21 protein-coding genes and 1 tRNA gene are annotated in these 20,193 nt (G+C 60.1%); 10 read left to right on the forward strand and 12 right to left on the reverse strand.

Going from position 1 to position 20,193, the window contains the following annotated elements; all coding sequences use genetic code 11:
* Positions 1–313 precede the first annotated feature (313 nt).
* On the reverse strand, positions 314–751 hold the full coding sequence (locus SIB72_RS01990) for a hypothetical protein (protein WP_413744431.1): 438 nt from the start codon (positions 749–751) through the stop codon (positions 314–316).
* Between the two features lie 65 nt (positions 752–816).
* On the opposite strand from SIB72_RS01990, the gene SIB72_RS01995 reads away from it, so the two are divergent.
* Positions 817–1,206 (forward strand): thermonuclease family protein, encoded by a 390-nt coding sequence (locus SIB72_RS01995; RefSeq protein WP_413744432.1) that lies wholly within the window; start codon positions 817–819, stop codon positions 1,204–1,206.
* A 445-nt stretch (positions 1,207–1,651) separates the two neighbouring features.
* Here the strand turns inward: SIB72_RS01995 and SIB72_RS02000 are convergent, their stop codons facing one another.
* From SIB72_RS02000 to SIB72_RS02010, 3 genes are all read right to left on the reverse strand, one after another.
* A complete protein-coding gene (locus tag SIB72_RS02000) occupies positions 1,652–2,695 on the reverse strand; it encodes an AAA family ATPase (protein ID WP_413744433.1) in 1,044 nt (347 codons plus the stop codon).
* Between the two features lie 146 nt (positions 2,696–2,841).
* Positions 2,842–3,069, reverse strand: a complete 228-nt coding sequence (locus SIB72_RS02005; protein ID WP_413744434.1) for a hypothetical protein — start codon at positions 3,067–3,069, stop codon at positions 2,842–2,844.
* Between the two features lie 38 nt (positions 3,070–3,107).
* Entirely contained in the window at positions 3,108–3,341 is a 234-nt protein-coding gene (locus SIB72_RS02010; RefSeq protein ID WP_413744435.1) for a hypothetical protein, read from the reverse strand.
* Between the two features lie 569 nt (positions 3,342–3,910).
* On the opposite strand from SIB72_RS02010, the gene SIB72_RS02015 reads away from it, so the two are divergent.
* Entirely contained in the window at positions 3,911–5,038 is a 1,128-nt protein-coding gene (locus tag SIB72_RS02015; protein WP_115118451.1) for a THUMP domain-containing class I SAM-dependent RNA methyltransferase, read from the forward strand.
* A gap of 19 nt (positions 5,039–5,057) precedes the next feature.
* Here the strand turns inward: SIB72_RS02015 and SIB72_RS02020 are convergent, their stop codons facing one another.
* Both SIB72_RS02020 and SIB72_RS02025 read right to left on the reverse strand, forming a co-directional pair.
* On the reverse strand, positions 5,058–5,471 hold the full coding sequence (locus SIB72_RS02020; protein ID WP_115118449.1) for a phage holin family protein: 414 nt from the start codon (positions 5,469–5,471) through the stop codon (positions 5,058–5,060).
* A complete protein-coding gene (locus SIB72_RS02025; RefSeq protein WP_413745159.1) occupies positions 5,471–5,935 on the reverse strand; it encodes a hypothetical protein in 465 nt (154 codons plus the stop codon). Before SIB72_RS02025 ends, SIB72_RS02020 begins: the two co-directional genes overlap by 1 nt.
* 57 nt (positions 5,936–5,992) lie before the next feature.
* Here SIB72_RS02025 and SIB72_RS02030 point away from each other — a divergent pair, with 57 nt between their 5' ends.
* From SIB72_RS02030 to SIB72_RS02040, 3 genes are all read left to right on the forward strand, one after another.
* Positions 5,993–6,370: a hypothetical protein gene (locus tag SIB72_RS02030; RefSeq protein WP_413744436.1), complete on the forward strand. Its 378-nt coding sequence runs from the start codon at positions 5,993–5,995 to the stop codon at positions 6,368–6,370.
* A 119-nt stretch (positions 6,371–6,489) separates the two neighbouring features.
* On the forward strand, positions 6,490–10,041 hold the full coding sequence (smc, locus tag SIB72_RS02035; RefSeq protein ID WP_413744437.1) for a chromosome segregation protein SMC: 3,552 nt from the start codon (positions 6,490–6,492) through the stop codon (positions 10,039–10,041).
* A 115-nt stretch (positions 10,042–10,156) separates the two neighbouring features.
* Positions 10,157–11,395: a PRC-barrel domain-containing protein gene (locus SIB72_RS02040; RefSeq protein ID WP_115118443.1), complete on the forward strand. Its 1,239-nt coding sequence runs from the start codon at positions 10,157–10,159 to the stop codon at positions 11,393–11,395.
* Positions 11,396–11,415: 20 nt separating this feature from the next.
* Here the strand turns inward: SIB72_RS02040 and msrB are convergent, their stop codons facing one another.
* The 3 genes from msrB to SIB72_RS02055 form a co-directional block, all read right to left on the reverse strand.
* Positions 11,416–11,844, reverse strand: coding sequence for a peptide-methionine (R)-S-oxide reductase MsrB (gene msrB, locus SIB72_RS02045; RefSeq protein WP_115118441.1), 429 nt, complete (start codon positions 11,842–11,844; stop codon positions 11,416–11,418).
* Positions 11,845–11,869: 25 nt separating this feature from the next.
* Positions 11,870–13,177: a glycosyl transferase gene (locus tag SIB72_RS02050; RefSeq protein ID WP_413744438.1), complete on the reverse strand. Its 1,308-nt coding sequence runs from the start codon at positions 13,175–13,177 to the stop codon at positions 11,870–11,872.
* Between the two features lie 75 nt (positions 13,178–13,252).
* Positions 13,253–13,334, reverse strand: a tRNA-Leu gene (locus SIB72_RS02055).
* 157 nt (positions 13,335–13,491) lie between these two features.
* Here SIB72_RS02055 and accC point away from each other — a divergent pair.
* Positions 13,492–14,835: an acetyl-CoA carboxylase biotin carboxylase subunit gene (gene accC / locus SIB72_RS02060; protein WP_115118434.1), complete on the forward strand. Its 1,344-nt coding sequence runs from the start codon at positions 13,492–13,494 to the stop codon at positions 14,833–14,835.
* Positions 14,836–14,877: 42 nt separating this feature from the next.
* Here the strand turns inward: accC and SIB72_RS02065 are convergent, their stop codons facing one another.
* Complete coding sequence (locus SIB72_RS02065; RefSeq protein WP_413745160.1) at positions 14,878–15,207, reverse strand: YggT family protein; 330 nt, start codon at positions 15,205–15,207, stop codon at positions 14,878–14,880.
* A gap of 78 nt (positions 15,208–15,285) precedes the next feature.
* On the opposite strand from SIB72_RS02065, the gene psbX reads away from it, so the two are divergent.
* From psbX to SIB72_RS02085, 4 genes are all read left to right on the forward strand, one after another.
* On the forward strand, positions 15,286–15,408 hold the full coding sequence (gene psbX / locus SIB72_RS02070) for a photosystem II reaction center X protein (protein WP_115017493.1): 123 nt from the start codon (positions 15,286–15,288) through the stop codon (positions 15,406–15,408).
* Positions 15,409–15,472: 64 nt separating this feature from the next.
* Positions 15,473–16,492 (forward strand): Ycf66 family protein, encoded by a 1,020-nt coding sequence (locus tag SIB72_RS02075; RefSeq protein ID WP_413744439.1) that lies wholly within the window; start codon positions 15,473–15,475, stop codon positions 16,490–16,492.
* 91 nt (positions 16,493–16,583) lie between these two features.
* Complete coding sequence (locus SIB72_RS02080) at positions 16,584–17,069, forward strand: Tol biopolymer transporter periplasmic protein (RefSeq protein ID WP_413745161.1); 486 nt, start codon at positions 16,584–16,586, stop codon at positions 17,067–17,069.
* A gap of 44 nt (positions 17,070–17,113) precedes the next feature.
* Positions 17,114–17,587: a TolB family protein gene (locus SIB72_RS02085; protein WP_413745162.1), complete on the forward strand. Its 474-nt coding sequence runs from the start codon at positions 17,114–17,116 to the stop codon at positions 17,585–17,587.
* A 5-nt stretch (positions 17,588–17,592) separates the two neighbouring features.
* Here SIB72_RS02085 and SIB72_RS02090 read toward each other — a convergent pair whose 3' ends face one another.
* Together SIB72_RS02090 and SIB72_RS02095 are read right to left on the reverse strand one after the other, a co-directional pair.
* Entirely contained in the window at positions 17,593–17,808 is a 216-nt protein-coding gene (locus SIB72_RS02090) for a chlorophyll a/b-binding protein (RefSeq protein ID WP_115017501.1), read from the reverse strand.
* A 9-nt stretch (positions 17,809–17,817) separates the two neighbouring features.
* A complete protein-coding gene (locus tag SIB72_RS02095; protein WP_413744440.1) occupies positions 17,818–20,166 on the reverse strand; it encodes an ABC transporter ATP-binding protein/permease in 2,349 nt (782 codons plus the stop codon).
* Positions 20,167–20,193 lie beyond the last annotated feature (27 nt).

The raw sequence follows: 20,193 nt of genomic DNA on the forward strand, positions 1-20,193 counted from the left end.
CTGCTCATAAGAAGGTGCCATCGGCGCCTTGTTCTCAACGAGAAACCGAATCAGATCTGCTTTCCGCTTGGGCTTGCTTCGACCAGCGAGGTTCATACGCGTGCCAATGGCCTTAAGTTCTGAAACCTTCAGGCTGTCCAACTCCTCTGCTGAAGCAGGAGGAAGCGACTGGAAATTGGCAGGCGCAAGCTTCTTGGCTTCTATTGCAGAGCGAAGCTCGGCCAGGCCAGCAGCACTGTCTTCAATGTGCTGACCAACAAGCCGCGCGAGTTTTTGATCGGTCTCGTTGACCGCAGCTACTGCTGCTCTTAGATCACTGGCTAGACCCACCGCTGATCACCTTGGGTGCTGTGCGAGCGGCGTCCCTAGACGTGCGCAGGAAGGAGACGAATCGGGACAGAGCAGCAAACAGCTTGTGCCAACTCGACAATCCACCTTTGAAGTCAGCCATAGCGACTTCCAGCTCCTCGCCAGCTTTCTCAACTGTCTCCAGAGATTCGGCGTAATGGTTGATGATCTTGTTCAGCTCTGCCTTCTGACGCAGGAGCAGGCCGGACTGCTCAGCAAATTCACGCAGCTTCTCCTGCTGCTCCACCACGATTGCCAGCTGCCTATCGCGGTCTGCACGGATCTGACCACGGCTCCTATTGATGCTGATCGCCGTCTTACGAAGGTCTGTGTATGTCTTACGAAGGACCTGAGGCTCTGGGCTCTTCGGGAAACGAGGCTCAGTGATGGCTTCCGGCTTCATGCGCTCCGTATTGAAACGGGTCTGACTTTACTTTGATGAGACAGAAACAAGCATTAGAGCTGCTGATGCAGCAAAGCCTGCTTTCCCTGCTGCTCTTGGCAGCCCCTGCGTGGGCTTACCCCAGCGTCACGATCAAGAGCTGCTGGGATGGCGATACCTGCACCACAGCAGCTGGCGAAAAGATCAGGTTGGCCTGCATCGGCACGCCAGAGCTCACAGGTCCAAGGGCCGACCCAGTAGCAGCCAAAGCTGCACGGGGTCACCTACGCCGCATGGTGGTGGGCAAACAGGTGGAGATCCGTCGCATCACAAAAGACCGCTATGGCCGCACGGTGGGTGAGCTGTTCTTGGCTGGCCCTCACATCACCAGGCTGAACGTGCAGCGGGAGATGGTTGCCAGCGGACATGCCGTAGTGATCCCCAAGTACGCCAAGCAGTGTCCTTGGGCTGATTGAGCTCCCGTGAGGAACATCTGCCCCAGCTGAATCACCCAACGTCTACAACGTGGGCCTGAGCATGAACAGCAAGACCTGAACAGGCGTCGCTGAAACACTCAGCACCAAGCGAGGAACAGTGACAGTGCAATTGAGCTGGCGTCCTTTCCGGGCCGCTTTTTTTTGGGCTAAGCCCCGCCGGCCGTAAGGCTCTTGTCGGAAGCCCCTGTAAGGGGGTGAGTGTGGTTTCACCCCATTGGTACTGGCGATGAAGCGGCAAGGTCTGATCGCAGTCGTAGAGCTTTTGGCACTACTCGCCGTTGCGCCGCCGATCCAACCAGTCAATGCACAGCCTTCTACTTGTCCTCTTAACCGTTGTCGCGCCTGACGCTAAGGAATCAACGTGGTTCGAAATCACCTACAGAACAAACGCAGCAAGGACCCAAGTATTTGCCAAGTAGTGCATTTATGCAGCCTGGGGGTGTAAGGGGGAAGTACAAAAAGTCTTCTCTGCGTATGCATATCTCGGGCGACCACCAGTAGAGGGAAGAGTCTGCCTGGAGATCTTGTCTTCTACATACAAGCCCTTCAGAACCCGATAGGCGTGCCTCTCAGCGCAGCCGAGCTCTCGCCGAATGTCCTCAACCTTCCATAGGCGATCACTCCCTTCCATCAACTTCAGCGCTTGATCTGCAAACTGACTCCGTTGTGTTGGTGTCATGCCTGCTTCATTCGCGACCCCCTTCAGAAGAAACGAGTAGTCCTCATCGCTTCCCTCCAAATTCCACGCTGTGCCGTCTGTACAGGTGCGCCCTTTGAGGCACTTCAACTGCATCTGAATTCCCTGGCCTGGCTGCTGCTTATCCAACCTCCAGATCCCCCAGACATCGCTGGAAGCCCAGACCTGACTGCCGGCGCCAAAAATGGAGTCAATAGTGATGGCGTTGGTTGTTGAGTCTTTGCTCTGCTTCCTGAGGTGAGCACTCATCACCACGGCAACGCCGTTTTCAGAAGCCCATTTGTTCAGTGAGTAGAGATCAAACCCAAACTCCGCCTCATTCATTTTCGGACCATCTGGTCTGCCAGCGCCCAAGAGCGACGTGATGCTGTCCAAAATGATCAGGTCGTAGCGCTGTTGCCTCTGGAGAGCTGCGAGCTTCTTCTCGTTAAAAACAGTCCAGTCGGTGATGAGGTGAAACCCCCCAAGAGCCCCCATCACCTTGAGTTTGTCGGCTGCGTTTTCTGGGCTTTCGTCGGACTGGATGAAACACACCTTGCCTTTCGTTGTTTTGAGCTGCCCCATGAACTCCGAACCGTTGGAGACGGCTTCCGCCAACCCATAGAGAAGCGAGCTTTTTCCTGATCCAGAGGCGCCAGCAAGCACGGACAGCCGACCACGGGGGATGAACTCATCAACAATCCAATCCGTAGCCTCTCGCGTCTCCAGAACCTCCTTAGCGGACTGAATGGGGACTTTTTGAACATCCCCCTGACACCCTCCATCAGACAAATGTTCCGAGGATGATTGGCGCGCCTGTTGAAGAGTCTTGGAATAGAAGCACTCATTCATTTTTGAAGGCGAAAGGAACGCATCAGGAGGCAACAACCCCATATCAAGCAACGTGTGAAAAGCCGTTCTTTCGTCTGCCTGATTACTCATGACCATGCCCTCTCGCCGGGGGCACGGCTGTAGGTCTCAACCGCCTCCGCAGGCATCCGACGGAAATCAGTGAACGCCTGGCTCGCGCTCGTGACATACCACTGAAGAGTGCTGATGGTGCTTAGACCTATCCAGCGATAGTCGCGGCCTTCTTTGAACGGGCCGATCTGAGAACGCCGGAGCTTTCGCAGCGTCTGTGGGTGGATGCCAAGAATCTTCGCCATTGCGGCGGAGGACACCCAATCTCTTTCGAACACGGGGCTTAGTGGATTAACCCCTTCGCCTTGAGAGCAGCAGAGAGCGCCGTGTTGTGCGCGAGATGGACGGGGTAACCACCGCGAAGGTGATATTCCTCGCCAATACGTTCAGCCTGCGCAGCTTGGTGATCGACCATCAATTTGATGATCGAGACATCAAGACCTGACGTAGGGCTCACGCGAATGGTCTGACCATTCACGCGTAGTGATTGTGCGCGGGGCTTCTGCTTTTTCGGCATTGCGAAGGGAGTGAACAGATGCCTCGCGCGAGGGGCGAACCCAAGACCTGCGACTTAGGGCAACCGGTGCAAAGCAGCGGAAGCCAGCGACAAAAATCTAGAACTCTCCTCTTCGTCTGTCCACTACCGGACGCTACCCATAGCGTCTCGTAGGCCCATTTTTAGGCCCAACGTGTTTTTAGGCCCTAAAGCGAATCTCTGAGATCGCTTGTCCCGGAATGTTTGAGGGGGCCTTCCAGCCCCCATGGGTCACTTGGGTGATAAGGCTGACCTCACCCCATCTCCCCTAAGGGTCAGGCAGCAACAGGGGCTGCTTGACGGGAGAAACGAACGATGTTGTTCGCTGTTACGGGTTTGCTCTTACCGAGCAGGCTTCAGTCACCCTCCTTATGCCCCGTCGAAACCATTGCAGCCCCAGGAAATGAGAATGGAGCTGAGCGGAATCGAACCGCTGTCCGAAACACCGGTGTGGATCACCTAGTCCGGCCGAAGCCGGACCTTGCCATTCTGGCAGCAGTGGTCACTAGGAGCACACAGGATTGGGGAGGGAGAACCGACAGCACAAAGCCATGCATCGCGGCATTGCTGTGTTGCCCCAGGGTCTTGAGGAAGCCGGCACCCAAGAACTGATCGCGCTGGGCGCCAAAGCGGTGCAACCGCTTCGGCGTGCCGCTGCCTTTGAGGCCGACAAAGCCTGTCTATACCGCTTGCATCTGCAGTGCCGCCTACCGTTTCGGCTGCTGCGAGAGCTGGCAAGCTTCCCCTGTGACGGCAGGGATTCCCTCTATCACGGTGTGCAGGATGCCGTGGATTGGGAGCGCTGGCTGCATCCCTCAATGACCTTCCGCGTGGATGCCACCGGCACCGCCCAAGGCCTCAACCACAGCCACTACAACGCCCTTCAAGTCAAGAACGCAATCGTCGATCGACAGCGGGATCTCTGGGGCGAGCGCTCGTCCGTCGATCTCGAAGAGCCTGACTTGCACCTGCATCTGCATCTCGGGCGCGGAGGCGCTGTGCTCAGCCTGGATGGTTGCGGTGGCAGCCTCCACCGCCGTGGCTACCGCGCTGCGATGGGCGCAGCCCCTCTCAAAGAGAACCTCGCCGCCGGCCTTATCCGGCTCACAAACTGGGACGGCACCACTCCCCTTGTGGATCCCCTCTGCGGCTCAGGCACGCTGCTGATCGAAGCGGCAAGCCTCGCGCACAACCACTGCCCTGGCTTGCAACGGCAGTTCAGCCTTGAAGGCTGGGCGGATTTCGATAACGAGCTATGGCAGGACGAACTCGAGAGAGCCAAACATCGGAGCCAAAAGCAACGGCCACTGGCCCCGATCATCGGCTGTGAGCAGGACGCGACCATTGCAGACCAAGCCCGCAGCAACATCGCTGCAGCAGGGCTGGACGATTGCATTTCGATTCAAACCGGTGATTTCCGCAACTTCTCGCTGCCGCCAGGCCCAGGGGTGGTGGTCTGCAACCCTCCCTATGGCCTACGGGTCGGCGATGGCGAGGACCTGGAGAGTCTTTACAGCGATCTAGGAACAACGCTGAAAGCCCAAGCATCCGGCTGGGATGTCTGGGTGCTGAGCGGCAATCCCGGCATCACTGGAGCCCTGCGCATGAAGGCCTCACGCCGCATCCCGATCAGCAACGGAGGGATCGATTGTCGCTGGCTTCATTACCAGGTGCGCTGATGCTGCGGTGCTGCGAATCTCAGCGTCCCAGCACCGCCTTGGTGGTGCGACTAATCCCTTCCAAGGTCTGAGGCAGATAAGGCCCCTTGGCCAATTGGCCTCCCAGCCTCAGGCTGATGCCAGCCAGCACCACATTGCCAATCGCTAAGGCAAGCAGGCTGCGCGTCACACCCAAACCCCAGGCCTCCTGCATCCACACCATCAAGGCCGCTTCAACGGCGACCAAGGCCAGCAGCATCAACGTGCCGCCCATCGCCAGGAACACACCACCACTGATCAGGCGACGCTTTTCCCGGTCCACCTCCTGCAAAGCGATGCGGACGTGGAGATCCATCACGGAGGAGGCCAGCGCCGTCACCCGCGCCGCAGCACCGAGTCCCCTCGGCCGAGAGGATTCAGGCCGCTGGGCCTGGTCGTCAGAGAGATCAGACATCAGGAACGCCTCCCGCCGGCAATCAATGATCCGATCACCATGCCAACACCGGCGGCAATCGCAAGCGAGAGCAAGGGCCGCTGACGCACAGGACGCTCGATCTTCGGGCGCAAGCTGTGATTCAAGTCATCCAGCAGTTGCTCGAGCTGCTGTTCCAGCGGTTCTAGGGCGCCACTGAAGCCATCGCCGTCCTTCCCAAACGACTGGAGCAGATCCTCCAGCTGGGCATGCACGAGATTGGCGGCACGGCCCGACTGCACCGAGATCACCCGCACAACCTCATCAAGGCTGCCGCGGGTGGCCTCAAGGGTGTGCTCAGCCACCTCTGGCCAGCGTCGCTGGATCTCCGGCAACAGCGTCTCGAAGTGCTCCCGGAACTGATCAGCCGCCGTCTGGAGCGGGGGACCGGAGGCAGCAGCTCCCGGGTTGAACTGATCATCCGCAGGGGATGGCGCCGACTCCATGGACATCCGTTTCGCCAGCTGCAGGTTAGGGATAGTGACAATGAGGTGAAACCCCCCATGCAGCGGTATGTCGTGCTCGAACACACCGGCGCTCCAGATGATCCGCTGGGATGCCACCTGGATCTACTGATGGAGGACGGTGAATCCTGCCGATCCTGGCGGCTGAACCACCTGCCGCAACTTGATGGTCCCGACCTTGAGGCCACACCCCTTCCTCCCCACCGCCTGGTCTGGCTGGAGCGCGAGTCGGCCGCCGTCTCCGGAGGGCGGGGCTGGGCCCGACGCCTCGTGGGGGGGGTCTACAAAGGTGCCCTGCCGGGCACTCCTGGTGATGCGGTCATCGTTCAACTCACTGGCATGGCAGCAGTAGGGCTACCCGACCCGGTGCAACTCCTGATTAGCAACGGCCATTGCCGGTTGAGCCGCTGCACCTGAGCCAACCCCCTTGAGGTTTCCAGAACCTCCGCTAATTTCAGAGCGCTGAAAGCCCCCTGATCCTGTTGGTTCATATCAATCAGGTTGGCTTTAAGCACTTCAAGTCCTTCGGGGGGGCGATGAGCATCCCCCTGGACACCGGCTTCACCGTCGTCACCGGACCGAATGGGTCGGGGAAAAGCAACATCCTTGATGGGGTTCTTTTCTGCCTCGGCCTGGCCACCAGCCGCGGCATGCGCGCGGATCGCCTACCCGATCTGGTGAATAGCGGCATCCTCAAAGCAGGCAAATCCGCCGAAACGATGGTGAGCGTTCGTTTCGACCTCAGCGACTGGCAACCCGACGCCGCTGAAGAAGGCCTGGAAACCCCCGAGGAAGGCCCCTGGATCAAAGCGGACCAGAAGGAATGGACGGTGACCCGCAAACTGCGGGTGATGCCTGGCGGCTCCTACAGCAGCAGCTACACAGCCGACGGCGAACCGTGCAATCTCCAACAGCTGCAAACCCAGCTGAGACGGTTACGTATCGACCCGGAAGGCAGCAACGTCGTGATGCAGGGGGATGTGACCCGCATCGTGTCGATGAGCAACCGCGAACGCCGCGGCCTGATCGATGAACTGGCGGGCGTTGCCCTGTTCGACACCCGTATCGAGCAGACACGACGCAAACTCGATGATGTGCAGGAGCGCCAGGAGCGCTGCCGGATCGTGGAGCAGGAACTGCACAGCGCACGCCAACGCCTTGAGAAGGACTGCGCCAAGGCACGCACCTACCAAGCCCTACGCACCCAGATGCAGGAGGGTCGCCAGCAAGAACTGGTCTTGGCCTATGAGGCCGCGAAACAAGCCCTGGCGCAGCTGCAGGAGCGTCACCGCTCCCTGGGAGACCAGGAGATGCGCGATCACGAAGCCCTGAAAACAGGCGAAACCACCCTGTGCGAAGCCGCAGCCCATCTCCAACAGCTGCAGGAGAAGGTCAAAGACCTAGGCGAAGACAAACTTCTGGCGGTGCAAGCAGAACTGGCGGGCCTGGAGAGCCAGGCCCGAGAGCTTGAGCGCCAGTCGGTGCAGCACAAGCAGGAGGGAGAAAAACTCCAAGGCCAACGCCATGACCTAACAAATCGTCGTCGCGCCCTGCAGGACAACTCCCAGTCACTGCAGACGAATGCAGACAGTGATGCCTTAAAAGCAGCGGAGCAAGCCTGCCATCAAGCCGAAGCGGCCGTCGAGGTCTCACGCCGCCGCCTCGGGGATGTAGCCGGCCGCTCCGGCACCTGGATGGAAGAGCAACGTCAGCGCAGCAGCCGCCGGCTGGACCTTCAGGCGCAGATCACACCCCTGCAGCAAGAGCAGCAACAGCTCAAGGCTCGGCTTGTACAAGACCAGGAACGCCTGCATGAACTTGAGGAGGAGCTGAAGCAAGACGGCTCTGAAGACCAGCAAGTGCAAGCGGCCCTCACCAAGCTGGAAGCGGAATGGCAGACCCTGCTGCAATCGCTAGAGGATGGCAAGGCAGAGGTCCAGCAACTGGTCGAGTCCGTAGCGGTGCAGCAACGCACCCGTTCAAGGCTTGAACAGGAGCAGAGCCGCCTTGAACGCGACATCGCCAAGCTGGAAAGTCGCCGCGAAGCCCTGCAGGAAAGCCGGGGCACCGGCGCCCTTCGCCTGCTGCTGGAAGCCGGGCTTGATGGCATTCATGGACCTGTGGCCCAGCTCGGCGAAGTCGAAGAGCTCCACCGCCTTGCCCTGGAAGTCGCCGCAGGGGCCAGGCTTGGCCAGGTGGTCGTTGATGACGACCGGATCGCTGCCCGGGCGATCGAGCTGCTCAAAAGCCGCCGTGCCGGCCGCCTCACCTTTCTGCCGCTCAACAAGATCCGCGCCGCCGGTGGCGGTGGTGGTGCAGCCATGGCAAGGGGCCGACGCCCCGATGGTGCCGCCTCTGGTGGGCTGATCGGACGCGCCGTCGACCTGGTGCGCTTCGAGCCGATCTATGGCGATGTGTTCGCCTATGTCTTCGGAGACACCCAGGTGTTCAGTGATCTGCACACGGCCCGTCAACAGCTGGGCCGTCACCGTGCCGTGACCCTGGAAGGGGAATTGCTGGAAAAGAGTGGTGCAATGACAGGCGGCAGCTTCTCTCAGCGCAGCAGCGGCCTGAGTTTTGGCACCAGCCAAGACAGCGATGAAGCCGAGCCATTACGTCGTCGCCTGCTCGAGTTGGGGGAAACCCTCCTGGCCTGCCGGCGAGAAGAGCAGCGACTCGTCGACCAGCTGGAAGCGGCACGCCCGAGGCTGCGACAACTGGAACAGCGCCAGGCCGGTCTGGACGCCGAACGCAGCGCTGCCCGTCGGGCCCATGGCCCGCTGATGGAACGCTGCAGGCAGCGCAATGAGCGTCTTGACAGCCTGCGCAGCGGCGCACACAGCGGCCGCGAGCGCCTCGAGGCTCTGAGTGCAGCTCTCAACCCTCTAGAAGACGAGCTCAACCAGCTCACCGGCCAAGAGCGCAATGCCCAGGCCGAAGGTGACATGGAAGCCTGGCAACAACTGCAGAGCGATCTGGAAGCAGCGGACGCCACCCTGCTGTCAGCACGGAACAACAAAGACGCCCTGGTGGAGGAGCAACGCCAGCGCGAATTAGCCATGGAACGCCTGGGCGATCAGCAACAGTCGCTGGAGGCAGAGGAAACCCGCCTCAAGGACGCAGTGGAAGCACTGACCAAGGCCCATGGCGAGTGGCGAGAGCAACAGCAGCAGCTGTCCAGCCGTAAAAGCACTCTGGAAACCGAACAAAAGGAGCTGCAAACCGCCTTCGGAGAGCAACGGCGTGCACGCGATGAGGCCGAAGCGATCGTGGCCGACCAGCGCCAGAAACTGCAGCAAGCCCGTTGGGAACTGGAGCGTCTACGCGAAGAGCGGGAGACCATTGCAGAACAGATCCGCAGCGGCGGCATCCGCCTCCAAGAACTGAGCCAGACCCTGCCCGACCCTCGCCCAGAGATCCCGGCGGAGGTGCGTGACGGAGGGCTGGAAGCCCTTCAGGCCTCGCTGCAGGAGCTGCAGAAGCGCATGGAAGCACTCGAACCGGTGAACATGCTCGCCCTTGAGGAACTGCAAGAGCTGGAGACACGCCTGGGCGACCTCTGCGAACGACTGGAAGTGCTCAGCCAGGAACGGGAAGAATTGCTGCTTCGCATCGAGACCGTGGCCACCCTGCGCCAAGAAGCCTTCATGGAGGCCTTCCAGGCGGTGGATGGTCACTTCCGTGAGATTTTCGCCAGCCTCTCCGAAGGTGATGGCCATCTGCAGCTCGATAACGCCTCTGACCCCCTCGAGGGCGGGCTGACTCTGGTCGCGCATCCGAAAGGCAAATCAGTGCGACGGCTGGCCTCCATGTCTGGAGGGGAAAAATCGCTGACCGCCCTCAGCTTTCTCTTTGCTCTCCAGCGGTTCCGGCCTTCGCCCTTCTACGCGCTCGATGAAGTCGACAGCTTCCTTGATGGAGTCAATGTGGAGCGTCTAGCCGCGCTGATCGCACGCCAAGCCGAAGATGCCCAGTTCCTGGTGGTCAGTCACCGCCGGCCAATGATTGGAGCCTCTCTACGCACCATCGGCGTCACCCAGGCCCGCGGCGCCCACACCCAGGTGGTGGGCCTTCCCGACGCAGCCTGAACCTCACCGACCGCCAACCCTGCCAGGACAGGAGTACAGGCACCCTCTGACACAAACAGTCAATGCGAGCTCACTACGCCAAAATGGTCCGAATTGCCACGGCTGAGGCCTGAATTTGACCTCGACCCCAACCCCTAACGATCCTCTCGAAACGGTGCCCAGCGACAGGCTGTGGCTCCGTTCCGAACTAATGGGAACCCAGGTGATCACCCGCGACACCGGCCGCCGCCTCGGCGTGGTCGGAGAAGTGATCGTTGATATCGATGGTCGTGAGGTAGTGGCCCTGGGCCTGCGCGACAACCCCCTCACCCGCTTCCTCCCCGGTCTGCCTCGCTGGATGCGCCTCGAGCGCATTCGCCAGGTGGGTGATGTGATCCTGGTGGATTCAATCGATTCGCTCAGCGAAACGTTCTCACCTGAGCGCTACAGCCGGGTGATCAACTGCCAAGTCATCACTGAATCCGGCAGTGTCCTCGGCCGGGTGCTCGGCTTCTCGTTCGACATCGAAACCGGCGAACTCAGCACGTTGGTGATGGGAGCCCTAGGCGTGCCTCTCCTTGGCGAGGGTGTGCTCAGCACCTGGGAAATCCCGGTTGATGAAATCGTCAGCAGCGGCCCTGATCGGATCATTGTTTACGAGGGCGCAGAAGACAAACTGAAGCAACTCAACAGCGGCGTTTTAGAGAAACTTGGCGTTGGCGGACCGAGCTGGGAAGAACAGGAGCGAGAGCGCTACCGGGTCAATGTGGTGCCGGTCGAGAACCAGCTCAGCTCAGGACAGCCGGCGGCAGAGCAGCAGAAACAACTGCAGGCCTCAGAAAGCGCCAGCTTCGCCCCTGAAGAGGAGCTGGAATACGTCGAAGTGGAGGATCGACGCAGCGAGCAGCAGAGCCAGCGTCGCTATATGGACGACCTGCCTGAACGGGACGCATACAGCCGCCGCGATTCTTATGACAGCCAGGACGACGACCGTCGCCAGGCCTATAGCGATCAGGAACGGTATGGACAGGATCGCTATCGCGATACCTCCAACGCAGCTCCTGATGACAACGCCGATAGCTACGGCGATGAACGGTTTGAGCGTGAGCGATTCCCAAGGGATCGAAACGAGCCACCTGAGCGTTACGCCGCTGATCCCCAACCTTGGGATGATGCTGTTGCGATGAACCCTGATCCTGAAGTTGGGATGGAGGTTGACCGCTTTGAAGCGCGTCCTAGGCCTGCTGCCCGTCGAGCGGTCCAACCGCCAGAAGATCCCCTGGATGTGGAACCACTCGAAGCCGATGAGGCCTATGCAAGCCGGAGCGACCGGGAGCCCTTACCCAATCGCAACGACCTAGACGACCCCTGGTGAATGCTTGTGAGCAGGACGGGTCAGCCCTTCTGCTCAAATCGGAGCGAAGCACTGTTCACGCAATACCGCTGACCCGTCGGCGTGGGGCCATCGCTAAACACGTGGCCGAGATGGGCGTCACAACGAGAGCAGTTGATTTCGGTCCGCACCATCCCATGACTGACATCGGTCTTGGTGGTGATGGCCGCAGGACTGGCACCATCCCAGAAACTGGGCCAGCCAGTGCCCGAATCGAACTTGGTGTCGGAACTGAATAGCGGAGCACCGCAGCAAACACAGTGGTACATCCCAGTTGCCTTGTTGTCCCAATAGGCACCAGTGAACGCGCGCTCGGTGCCACCTTTGCGCGCCACCTGAAACTGTTCAGGTGTGAGCTCGGCCTTCCATTCCGCCTCGCTGCGCTGAACCCTGTCTTGAGCATCGAGGGGCAGGCCAGAACTGGCGGTCATAGCGGCGTTTCATTCGAGCCTCACGCTAGTCACACAGAGCCTTTGGCAGCAGAGCCCTTACCTCTTCCGCCAAAGCCGCCACTGCACCGGGCTGGCCCCGTAGGAGGCGGAGATCATCCCGTTGGCCCTGCAACCGCTCAGGCGACGACAGCCAGTCGGCCGCCTCCACGGCGATCGCCTCCGGTCGAATCGCGCCAACCCGTTCGGGCACCACGGCCCGACCGGCAGAGATATTCGGCCAGGCCAAAAAACCATGTTGACGCAGACGCCAGGCACTCAGAAGCGCGCCAATGCACCAGCGCAGTCCAGGCAGACGGGCAAGCAGTCCCATCCAGCCATCCCAAGCCTGCATCACACCAAGATGCTGGGTGGGCACGATCACGATCATCGGCACCCCTAGGGCCCCCAGCTCAGCAGTATTGGCGCCAACAGTCGTGAGAGCCAACGAACATTGACTCAGGGGCCCATGGGCGGGGGGCTCCTCCTGGAGATGAATTTCCGTTCCCGCAATGGTGATGAGCCGTCGCCAAGGCGATCCATCGCTGGCCGGCTCGATGGATGCAATCCCCGAGCCATAGAAGCTTGCGATCGGATTGCGCGCGCCGGCGAAGCGCTGCAGAGCAGCCAACGAGGTCGTGGGCGCGACGGGCATCAAGAAGCGGCAGCCAGGGTGCAACGGCACCAGACGATCAGCGACATCCAGAAGAAACGGCATTCCCACTGAAAGCTTGGCGGGCTTAGATCCTGGCAACAACGCCACCCAATCTCCCTGCGGCAGGGGGGACTGGTCCCGGGCATGGCTTGAAAGATCCGCCATCAGATCACCAACCACCGTGCAGCGGGAACGGAACCGACGCGGCAACTGTTCACGCACTGCCGGCGCCATCGCCGCCAGGCGGTCGTTCCAGCGAGGCCATCGCGCCACCCACTCGGCGTAGGTGATGTGGCGATAGCCAAGCCGAGCAGACAGCAACACACTCCAGAACTGATCACCACCGAGAAACACCACCACTCCCTGAGCCGCCCAGGGGCCTTCCCGGCGGGGATTCAACAGCAAGGGCCAGAAGCCACGAGCGGGCGTAATGCGATCAAACTGGCCCCAGCGGGCAGCGGCCTCAGCCTCCTCACCTGTCGCATTCGGACAGGGCACAAGCACCAACCGCAGACTGATCAGCGACTGAGGAGCGCGTGGACGCAGCTGAAGTGTGCGGTGCAACTGTTCCGCTAGAGGACGAACCCAGGTCGCCAGCTCCCCCGGGCCGTTCGAAACGAACACGATGGATAGGTTGGGCGGGAACTCCTGACCAATGCCAGAAGGCTGTTCAACAGGCATCAACCCTCATGGAAAGCTTGGGTGGAACCCAGGCTCGGAACCGACCTGGATCCGATCAGATCATGAAGATAAAAGTGCGGATGGCGAGACTTGAACTCGCAAGGCCGAAGCCACACGCCCCTCAAACGTGCGTGTCTACCAATTCCACCACATCCGCGTGGCTGACGTGACCGCTCGGATCTCGTCGAGGATGGATCATACCGGGCCATGGTCCATGTCCCTGCCAAGCGCGCTGGCAAGGGCCTCCAACGCAACGGATTCTTCTCCAGAAGCGTGAGCGCTGATACGATCCGCCCTTGACTGGAAACTGCGGGATGCCCATCGGCAAGGTGCTGATCGCCAACCGCGGCGAAATTGCGCTCCGAATCATCAGGAGCTGCAGAGAGCTGGGGATCGCCACAGTGGCCGTCTACAGCACTGTGGATCGCAACGCCCTGCATGTGCAGTTGGCCGATGAAGCTGTTTGCGTCGGCGAAGCCGCCAGCAGCAAGAGCTATCTGAATATCCCAAACATCCTGGCTGCAGCGACGTCTCGCGGTGTGGATGCCATTCACCCGGGATACGGCTTTCTGGCTGAGAACGACCGGTTCGCCGAAATGTGCCGCGACCACGGCATCACCTTTGTCGGCCCGTCACCCCATGCGATCCGCTCGATGGGTGATAAAGCCACGGCCAAGAGCACGATGCAGCAGGTGGGCGTCCCCACCGTGCCTGGCAGTGAAGGGCTTCTCGCCAGCCCCGAAGAAGCGGCAACCCTGGCAGAAGAGATGGGTTACCCGGTGATGATCAAGGCCACGGCAGGGGGCGGTGGCCGTGGCATGCGCCTGGTTCCAGGTCCGGACCAACTCCATACCTTGTTCAAGGCCGCCCAAGGCGAAGCGGAAGCCGCCTTCGGCAACCCTGGCCTCTACATGGAGAAGTTCATCGATCGCCCCAGGCACGTGGAAGTGCAGGTGCTGGCCGATCGCCACGGCAATGTGGTGCACCTGGGTGAGCGGGATTGCTCGATTCAGCGCCGTCACCAGAAGCTGCTGGAAGAAGCACCCAGCCCTGCTCTTGACCCCGAACTACGCCTACGGATGGGTGAAGCGGCCGTGGCCGCAGCCCGCAGCATTCAATACGAAGGCGCAGGCACCGTTGAATTCCTGCTCGATCGCGGCGGCGGTTTCTACTTCATGGAGATGAACACCCGCATTCAGGTCGAGCACCCTGTCACCGAAATGGTGACGGGCATCGACCTGATCGCTGAACAACTACGGATCGCCGGCGGTGAGACGATCAGCGTCAGCCAGAACGACATCCAGCTGCGTGGCCACGCAATCGAATGCCGCATCAATGCAGAGGATGCCTCCCACAACTTCAGGCCTGCTCCCGGCAAGATCACCGGCTGGCTCCCACCCGGTGGCCCTGGCATCCGTGTCGACAGCCACGTTTACACCGGCTACGACATCCCACCCTTTTACGACTCCCTGATCGGCAAGCTGATCATCTGGGCTCCAGACCGTGAGAGCGCCCTCAAGCGCATGCGACGCGCACTGAATGAATGTGCCATCACCGGCATCCCAACGACCGTGGAATTCCACCTCCGCCTGCTCGATCGCCCCGAGTTTCAGAACGGTGATGTGCACACGAAGTTCGTCGAGCAGGACATGCTCTAAGCAGCATTGAGCTCAGACGACAGGGGGTGGCGAGGCAGCCACCTAACCCACCATGGCGCTGCGGATTAACAGCTGGGACAGCAGACCCTGTTGGCCCACCAACAGTTCGCGCACAAGGCTGATCACGCCCACCCAGATCACCGGGGTGACATCCACCCCTCCGATCGGTGCGATCAGGCGGCGGGTTGAGGCCAGCAAGGGCTCGGTGGGAATCGCAACCAGGGGCCATAAGCCTGCCCTGAGATCCACCTGGGGGTACCAAGTGAGCACGATGCGCACCAGGAAGCAGAGGGTCCAGACCATCAGCAGCAAGCCCAGCATCAGGTGCACAACCGGCAGAACCGCAACGAGGGTTGGCGTCACAAAGCTCAAAGCATCCGAGCCTGCATCGTAGAAAGACACCAACAATCCCTAGGATCTCCGGATCCTGGCCATCCATTCCGGCTCGACATGACCCCCTCCCTCGCCAACTTTCTGAGCAGCCTCTTGTGGGGCACCGTGATCGTGGTCATCCCGGTCAGCATCGGCCTGTTTCTGCTGAGCCAGACCGACCAGCTTGACCGCAAGCTCTGAAGCGCTCAGTTCTTCCCCCTACCCCTGGTCCCCACTCGTAAACTAAGGAGATCGGGGGACCGGAATGTTTAATGCAAGCCTCAATTTCGGCAGTCTGTGCGGAATTGCACTTGCGGTTGGAGGAGCACTTCTCTACTTCATGCGCAGCTTCAAGCCTGCGCTAGCTAGGGATTATGACGTGTTCTTCTCCGCGGTTGGCTTGCTCTGCGGCGGGATTCTGCTGACGCAAAGCTGGCGTCTTGACCCGATCTTGCAATTCGGCGTTTTTTTACTTTCGGCCTCAACAGGATTCTTCGCCTTCGAAAGCGTGCGTCTCCGCGGCGTCTCCGTCGAGCAAGCAAGGCGTTCGGCCTACTTTGACGATGAACCCGCCCCAGGGCCTGGCCCTGCTGGAGGTCTAAACGGAGGGTGGGATTCGCCCTACGACCGCTTCGACGACACAGAACCAGAACCCCTGCGCCGACGGTTTCAGGGTGCCTCTGGTGACGACTACAGCCAGGAGGGAGAGCGAGACTTCTACCGTCCACGGCGTCAGTCCCGAGCTGCGATTCCCGAGCAGGCTGCCAGCCGTCGCCGTGGTCGTGACGACTCGGCAGACAATTGGGACGAACGCAGTGAGCAACAGCGGCGCATGGCCCGTTTCGGGCGACGCGATGAAGACAGCGACTCCCGCTCTAACTTCGGATCCCGCCGCACCCAACGACAGGATCAACGGCGGGGCAGCCGCCCCAGTGCTGCGCGCGCCGATGGCGCTGCGAGCAACGACGATCGCAACCCAAGGGAACGACCTGGCAGCCCCTCCCGAGGCCGCTCCAGCGAGACCCCTCCCACCACCTCAAGCCCAGCTGGAATCCCCCAAGGCACTCCGCTGCGCCAAGGCCCTGAAGACGCTGCCTTTTCACCCTCCAAGCGCGGTTCACGCTCCACAACAAGCCCCGGCCCAGGCACATCTCGACCGAGTCCCCAAACAGGAAGTCAGGCACGTCCTGGCTCGAACCGGCCCGAGAACACCGGAACAGCCTCCGGTCGCCCGGCACCTCGCAGTTCTCGCCCGCGCGACAACAGCTCCCGGTTCGACGACTGAAGCCCATTCCAGCTAAGGGCCCATGCGTCGCCTGCCTCCGATCGCCCGCGTCGCTGAATACAGCTTGATCGCTGCAACTGTTTCCCTGCTCATGCTGGGGTGCAGCCCGAATGCCCGTCGAGCGCCTGGGGCATCCGTGGATCGCCAGCAGCAGGATCCGGCCATCAGCGGCAACGGCAACATCCTCGCTGTCATCGTTGAACAACGAGGCCGCCCCACCGTGGAGCTGCGTGATCTGCGCAGCGGCCAGCGACTTCCACTTCGGCACCTCAACCGCCAGCAGCCCCACAGCTCCCCGTCCCTGAGCTGGAACGGTCGTTATCTGGCAGTGATCACCCAACGGGGCAATCGGCGCATGGCACTGGTCGAAGACCGCGTCACCGGCAGAGCCCATCCCCTCAGGCCACCTGGCAACCGGGATCCGGTTCGGGTCAGCCTGGCACCGGATGGGCAGAGGATGGCGATTCAAGTCGCCGACCGCGGCCGCTGGCGTGTCGAGATGCTCGACCTCAGCTCCGTGCTCGAACCAGACCGACCCGGGGGCCTGCGAGTGACCACACCGCAGGAGGGCCCTTGATCGCCCAGTCTCAAAAGGAGAAGACCGGTGGCCGCACCAGCCTGCTGCTCTGGAACAGTCTGCTGCTGTTCACACTGGTGGGCGGCTGCTCAACCGAGGACATCCGTCCACTCCAAAACCTCAACAGCGCCCTCGACCGCAGCAGCGATGCCCGCCGAGACCCAACCCTGGCCCAGGAATGGCTGGCCACCCTGTCCAGCCGGGGAGGACGGGAGCGGATCGAACTGATCAATCTTCGGAACGGCACACCCGTTCCCACGCCAGGACTGAACAGCGCCGACGCACAACCTGTGAGCATCAGCCTCAGCGGGGATGGAGAGCGGCTGGCCTTGGTGCAGCAGCGCGATGGACGGACAGAACTCATGCTCTACCGCCGCAGCATCGGAGCCCTCCAGCGCCTGGACATCAATCCGCCAGGAGTGCCCCGTCAGGTGAGTCTCAATGGCGATGGCAGGACCCTGGCCGTTCAGATCAGCCGCAGCGGACGCTGGGATGTCGACATCATTCGGCTCCCCTGAATGGCTCAGGGAACCAGACCGGCCCAGTGCAAGAAACTGTCGTGGCAGAGGGCTTCGACGAGCAGGACGGCCGCAAATCCAACCATGGCAAACCGACCGTTGACCCGCTCGGCATAGCCGCTCCAACCGAAGCCAGGCACATCCGAGGTCGTTGCACTGGTGGCGGGGACTTGCGCCGGTCGAGGCTCCTGAGAAGCCGCTTCAGTGCTGCTTGTGGTCATGCATCCAGCTCAGGAATGTTCAAAGTCATAGCTGGCGGCGGGGATCAACTGCCAGCCACCGTCGCCATGAAGTGCCAGCACTTGATCATGGAACGATGTGAGCGTGGGCCGATGCCCCACACTCACCACCGCCATCTCCCGCTCCACCAACAAGGCATAAAGATGCCGTTCGGTACTCACATCGAGGGCACTGGTGGCTTCATCCAGCACCACCACTTTGGGCGCATTCAAGAGCAACCGAGCGAAAGCGAGACGCTGCTGCTCCCCAAGCGACAGCAGCCGTGGCCAGTCCTGCTTGACGTCAAAGGAGGGATAACGATCCAGCACAGACTGGAGCTGCACCTCCTTCAGCACGGCTCGAAGGTGATCGTCGCTGAAGCGATCACAATCGAGCGGGTAGCAAAGTTGCTCCCGAAGAGAGCCCAGGGTCATGTAGGGGCGCTGAGGGATGAAAAGCAACTCACCGCTGGGAGGAGTCGACACCTGACCCGTCGGCGAGGCCCAAAGGCCACTGATCACTCGCAGCAACGATGTTTTGCCGCAGCCGGACGGGCCGACAACCAACAACCTCTGGCTGGCAGAGATGCTGAGATTGAGATCCTTGGTCAGAAGTCGGTTCGAAAAAGGTGTCTTCACAGATGCACCTTTAAGAACAATCGAATTAGCAGGCTTCACATCCGAGAAGAAATCTGCATACTCCTCACGATCAACATGGGAGATGTTCGACTGGAAACCTTCAAGTCGACCAACCGAGGCAGAAAAGCGAGCCAAAGACTCAATATTGTAGATAATAAAAAATAGAGAGTTTTCAACCAAATTATAGGCAACATTCGCCTGAGCAAAGCTGCCATAATCCATCTCTCCCGCCAAAATCGGGGAGATCAAAATCAGATAAGGTATAAAATTACTTCCGTAGATTCCAGAGCGCTGAACCATCTTCAAAATAGCCTGCCAAATAATCAAGAGGTTGTAGTTCTTGATCACAGATCCAAGCCGTCCCCCCACCTCGCGAGACTCCTCGGGTTCACCGGAATAGAACGCGATTGACTCAGCATTATTACGGATATGGACAAGGCCATAACGGAAGTCGGCCTCGTAACGCAACTGATTCGTATTAATGGAAACCAGCTTCCGACCCGCAAAAACCATCAAAGCCGAGATGGAGCCGGCATACAGAAGCAAGGCAAATGTGAGCTCACCACTAATGCTCCACAAAATTGCGATGTTCAAAGAGAACATCAAAATCGAATCGAAAATATCAAGGGTAAATCGCAGCGCCTCAATCGTGAAATCCTTGGTGTCATCAGCAATACGCTGATCAGGGTTATCAACGTCACCACCCGCCCCTTCATTGGGGTTGAGAACGTAATAAGCACGATCTTTGAGATAATCAGAGATCAAGCTCTTCGTTAGCCAGTTCCTCCACACCAAGCTTAGTTTTGCCGTGAGGTAGTACTGCAGCGTGCGGATTGGCAACGCCGCCATAAAACAAAGGCCATAGACCCAGAGGTTGCGATAACTCGACTCTGGGTTGCGAGCAATCAGCGCATTCGTCAGATCTCTTGCGATAAATGTGATTCCCGCATTAATGCCGTTCACCGACAACAACATCAGGATGATCACACCCAGCAATAACCAGGGGAACCAACGTCTCTGCCGTAAGCGACTGCGATGAGTGAGAAAACAGCCAAGTCCGAAGACGAACAAAGCAACAATGAACTGGCCCCAGCACATCAGTCCAAAACCAAGGCCTGAAAGCCAAGGCGTCACCACAGCAATCGACGATGTCCAAACAATCGTGAGGGGATCCGAGAGCCAACTCAGCACCGCAGCAATCGATGATGTCCAAACAATCGTGAGGGGATCCGAGAGCCAACTCAGCGACTGCATGGTTTCCGGTACCTCCACCAAGCCGAAGAGAGCAACCGCTGCCGAAAGCGCAAACAGCACTGTTCCTGCTGCGCTCAACAGCAACGTGGGAACGTACAACCAGGTCTTAATCGGGAAACGCCTGCAGACGCGATCCTGGGAGATCAAGAAAATGACCAGGCTGAAGGGATAAACCCCAAGCAGAAGCTGCCCCCAGGAGACGATCTCAATAATCGGGCGGGACCAAACAGTGCCAATGGCGGCCTGCACACCCCCCAAATATTCAGTGGTGAGCTTGGGCCAGACCGCCCCCACCAGGGCCATCACGCCTGACAGCAGGCCCAGCACTGTTCCAGCTACACAGAACAGCAAAGCCAACAACAGCAAGGCAAACAGCCAGCCGTTGCTCTCGGTGTAGGGAAGGAAATAAGGCTGCGACAACCGGCGCAGCCGCGTCAGCTGGGCCCGGAACGACTGCAGGGACGCCATGGATACACACACCTGGGCCCATTGTGG

This window comes from Synechococcus sp. MIT S9451 (assembly GCF_047304725.1).
In the GTDB taxonomy this organism is placed as follows: Bacteria; Cyanobacteriota; Cyanobacteriia; order PCC-6307; family Cyanobiaceae; genus Synechococcus_C.

What these genes read in the sequence shown, in the direction of transcription:
- msrB (WP_115118441.1), bottom strand. Translation starts at nt 11,844, where the DNA reads ATGACCGCCAGTTCTGGCCTGCCCCTCGATGCTCAAGACAGGGTTCAG.
- SIB72_RS01990 (WP_413744431.1), bottom strand. Translation starts at nt 751, where the DNA reads ATGAAGCCGGAAGCCATCACTGAGCCTCGTTTCCCGAAGAGCCCAGAG.
- SIB72_RS02090 (WP_115017501.1), bottom strand. Translation starts at nt 17,808, where the DNA reads ATGACCACAAGCAGCACTGAAGCGGCTTCTCAGGAGCCTCGACCGGCG.
- SIB72_RS02015 (WP_115118451.1), top strand. Translation starts at nt 3,911, where the DNA reads ATGCATCGCGGCATTGCTGTGTTGCCCCAGGGTCTTGAGGAAGCCGGC.
- SIB72_RS02095 (WP_413744440.1), bottom strand. Translation starts at nt 20,166, where the DNA reads ATGGCGTCCCTGCAGTCGTTCCGGGCCCAGCTGACGCGGCTGCGCCGG.
- SIB72_RS02030 (WP_413744436.1), top strand. Translation starts at nt 5,993, where the DNA reads ATGCAGCGGTATGTCGTGCTCGAACACACCGGCGCTCCAGATGATCCG.
- SIB72_RS02050 (WP_413744438.1), bottom strand. Translation starts at nt 13,177, where the DNA reads ATGCCTGTTGAACAGCCTTCTGGCATTGGTCAGGAGTTCCCGCCCAAC.
- SIB72_RS02075 (WP_413744439.1), top strand. Translation starts at nt 15,473, where the DNA reads ATGTTTAATGCAAGCCTCAATTTCGGCAGTCTGTGCGGAATTGCACTT.
- SIB72_RS02080 (WP_413745161.1), top strand. Translation starts at nt 16,584, where the DNA reads ATGCTGGGGTGCAGCCCGAATGCCCGTCGAGCGCCTGGGGCATCCGTG.
- accC (WP_115118434.1), top strand. Translation starts at nt 13,492, where the DNA reads ATGCCCATCGGCAAGGTGCTGATCGCCAACCGCGGCGAAATTGCGCTC.
- SIB72_RS02025 (WP_413745159.1), bottom strand. Translation starts at nt 5,935, where the DNA reads ATGGAGTCGGCGCCATCCCCTGCGGATGATCAGTTCAACCCGGGAGCT.
- SIB72_RS02020 (WP_115118449.1), bottom strand. Translation starts at nt 5,471, where the DNA reads ATGTCTGATCTCTCTGACGACCAGGCCCAGCGGCCTGAATCCTCTCGG.
- SIB72_RS02010 (WP_413744435.1), bottom strand. Translation starts at nt 3,341, where the DNA reads ATGCCGAAAAAGCAGAAGCCCCGCGCACAATCACTACGCGTGAATGGT.
- psbX (WP_115017493.1), top strand. Translation starts at nt 15,286, where the DNA reads ATGACCCCCTCCCTCGCCAACTTTCTGAGCAGCCTCTTGTGGGGCACC.
- smc (WP_413744437.1), top strand. Translation starts at nt 6,490, where the DNA reads ATGAGCATCCCCCTGGACACCGGCTTCACCGTCGTCACCGGACCGAAT.
- SIB72_RS02005 (WP_413744434.1), bottom strand. Translation starts at nt 3,069, where the DNA reads ATGGCGAAGATTCTTGGCATCCACCCACAGACGCTGCGAAAGCTCCGG.
- SIB72_RS01995 (WP_413744432.1), top strand. Translation starts at nt 817, where the DNA reads ATGCAGCAAAGCCTGCTTTCCCTGCTGCTCTTGGCAGCCCCTGCGTGG.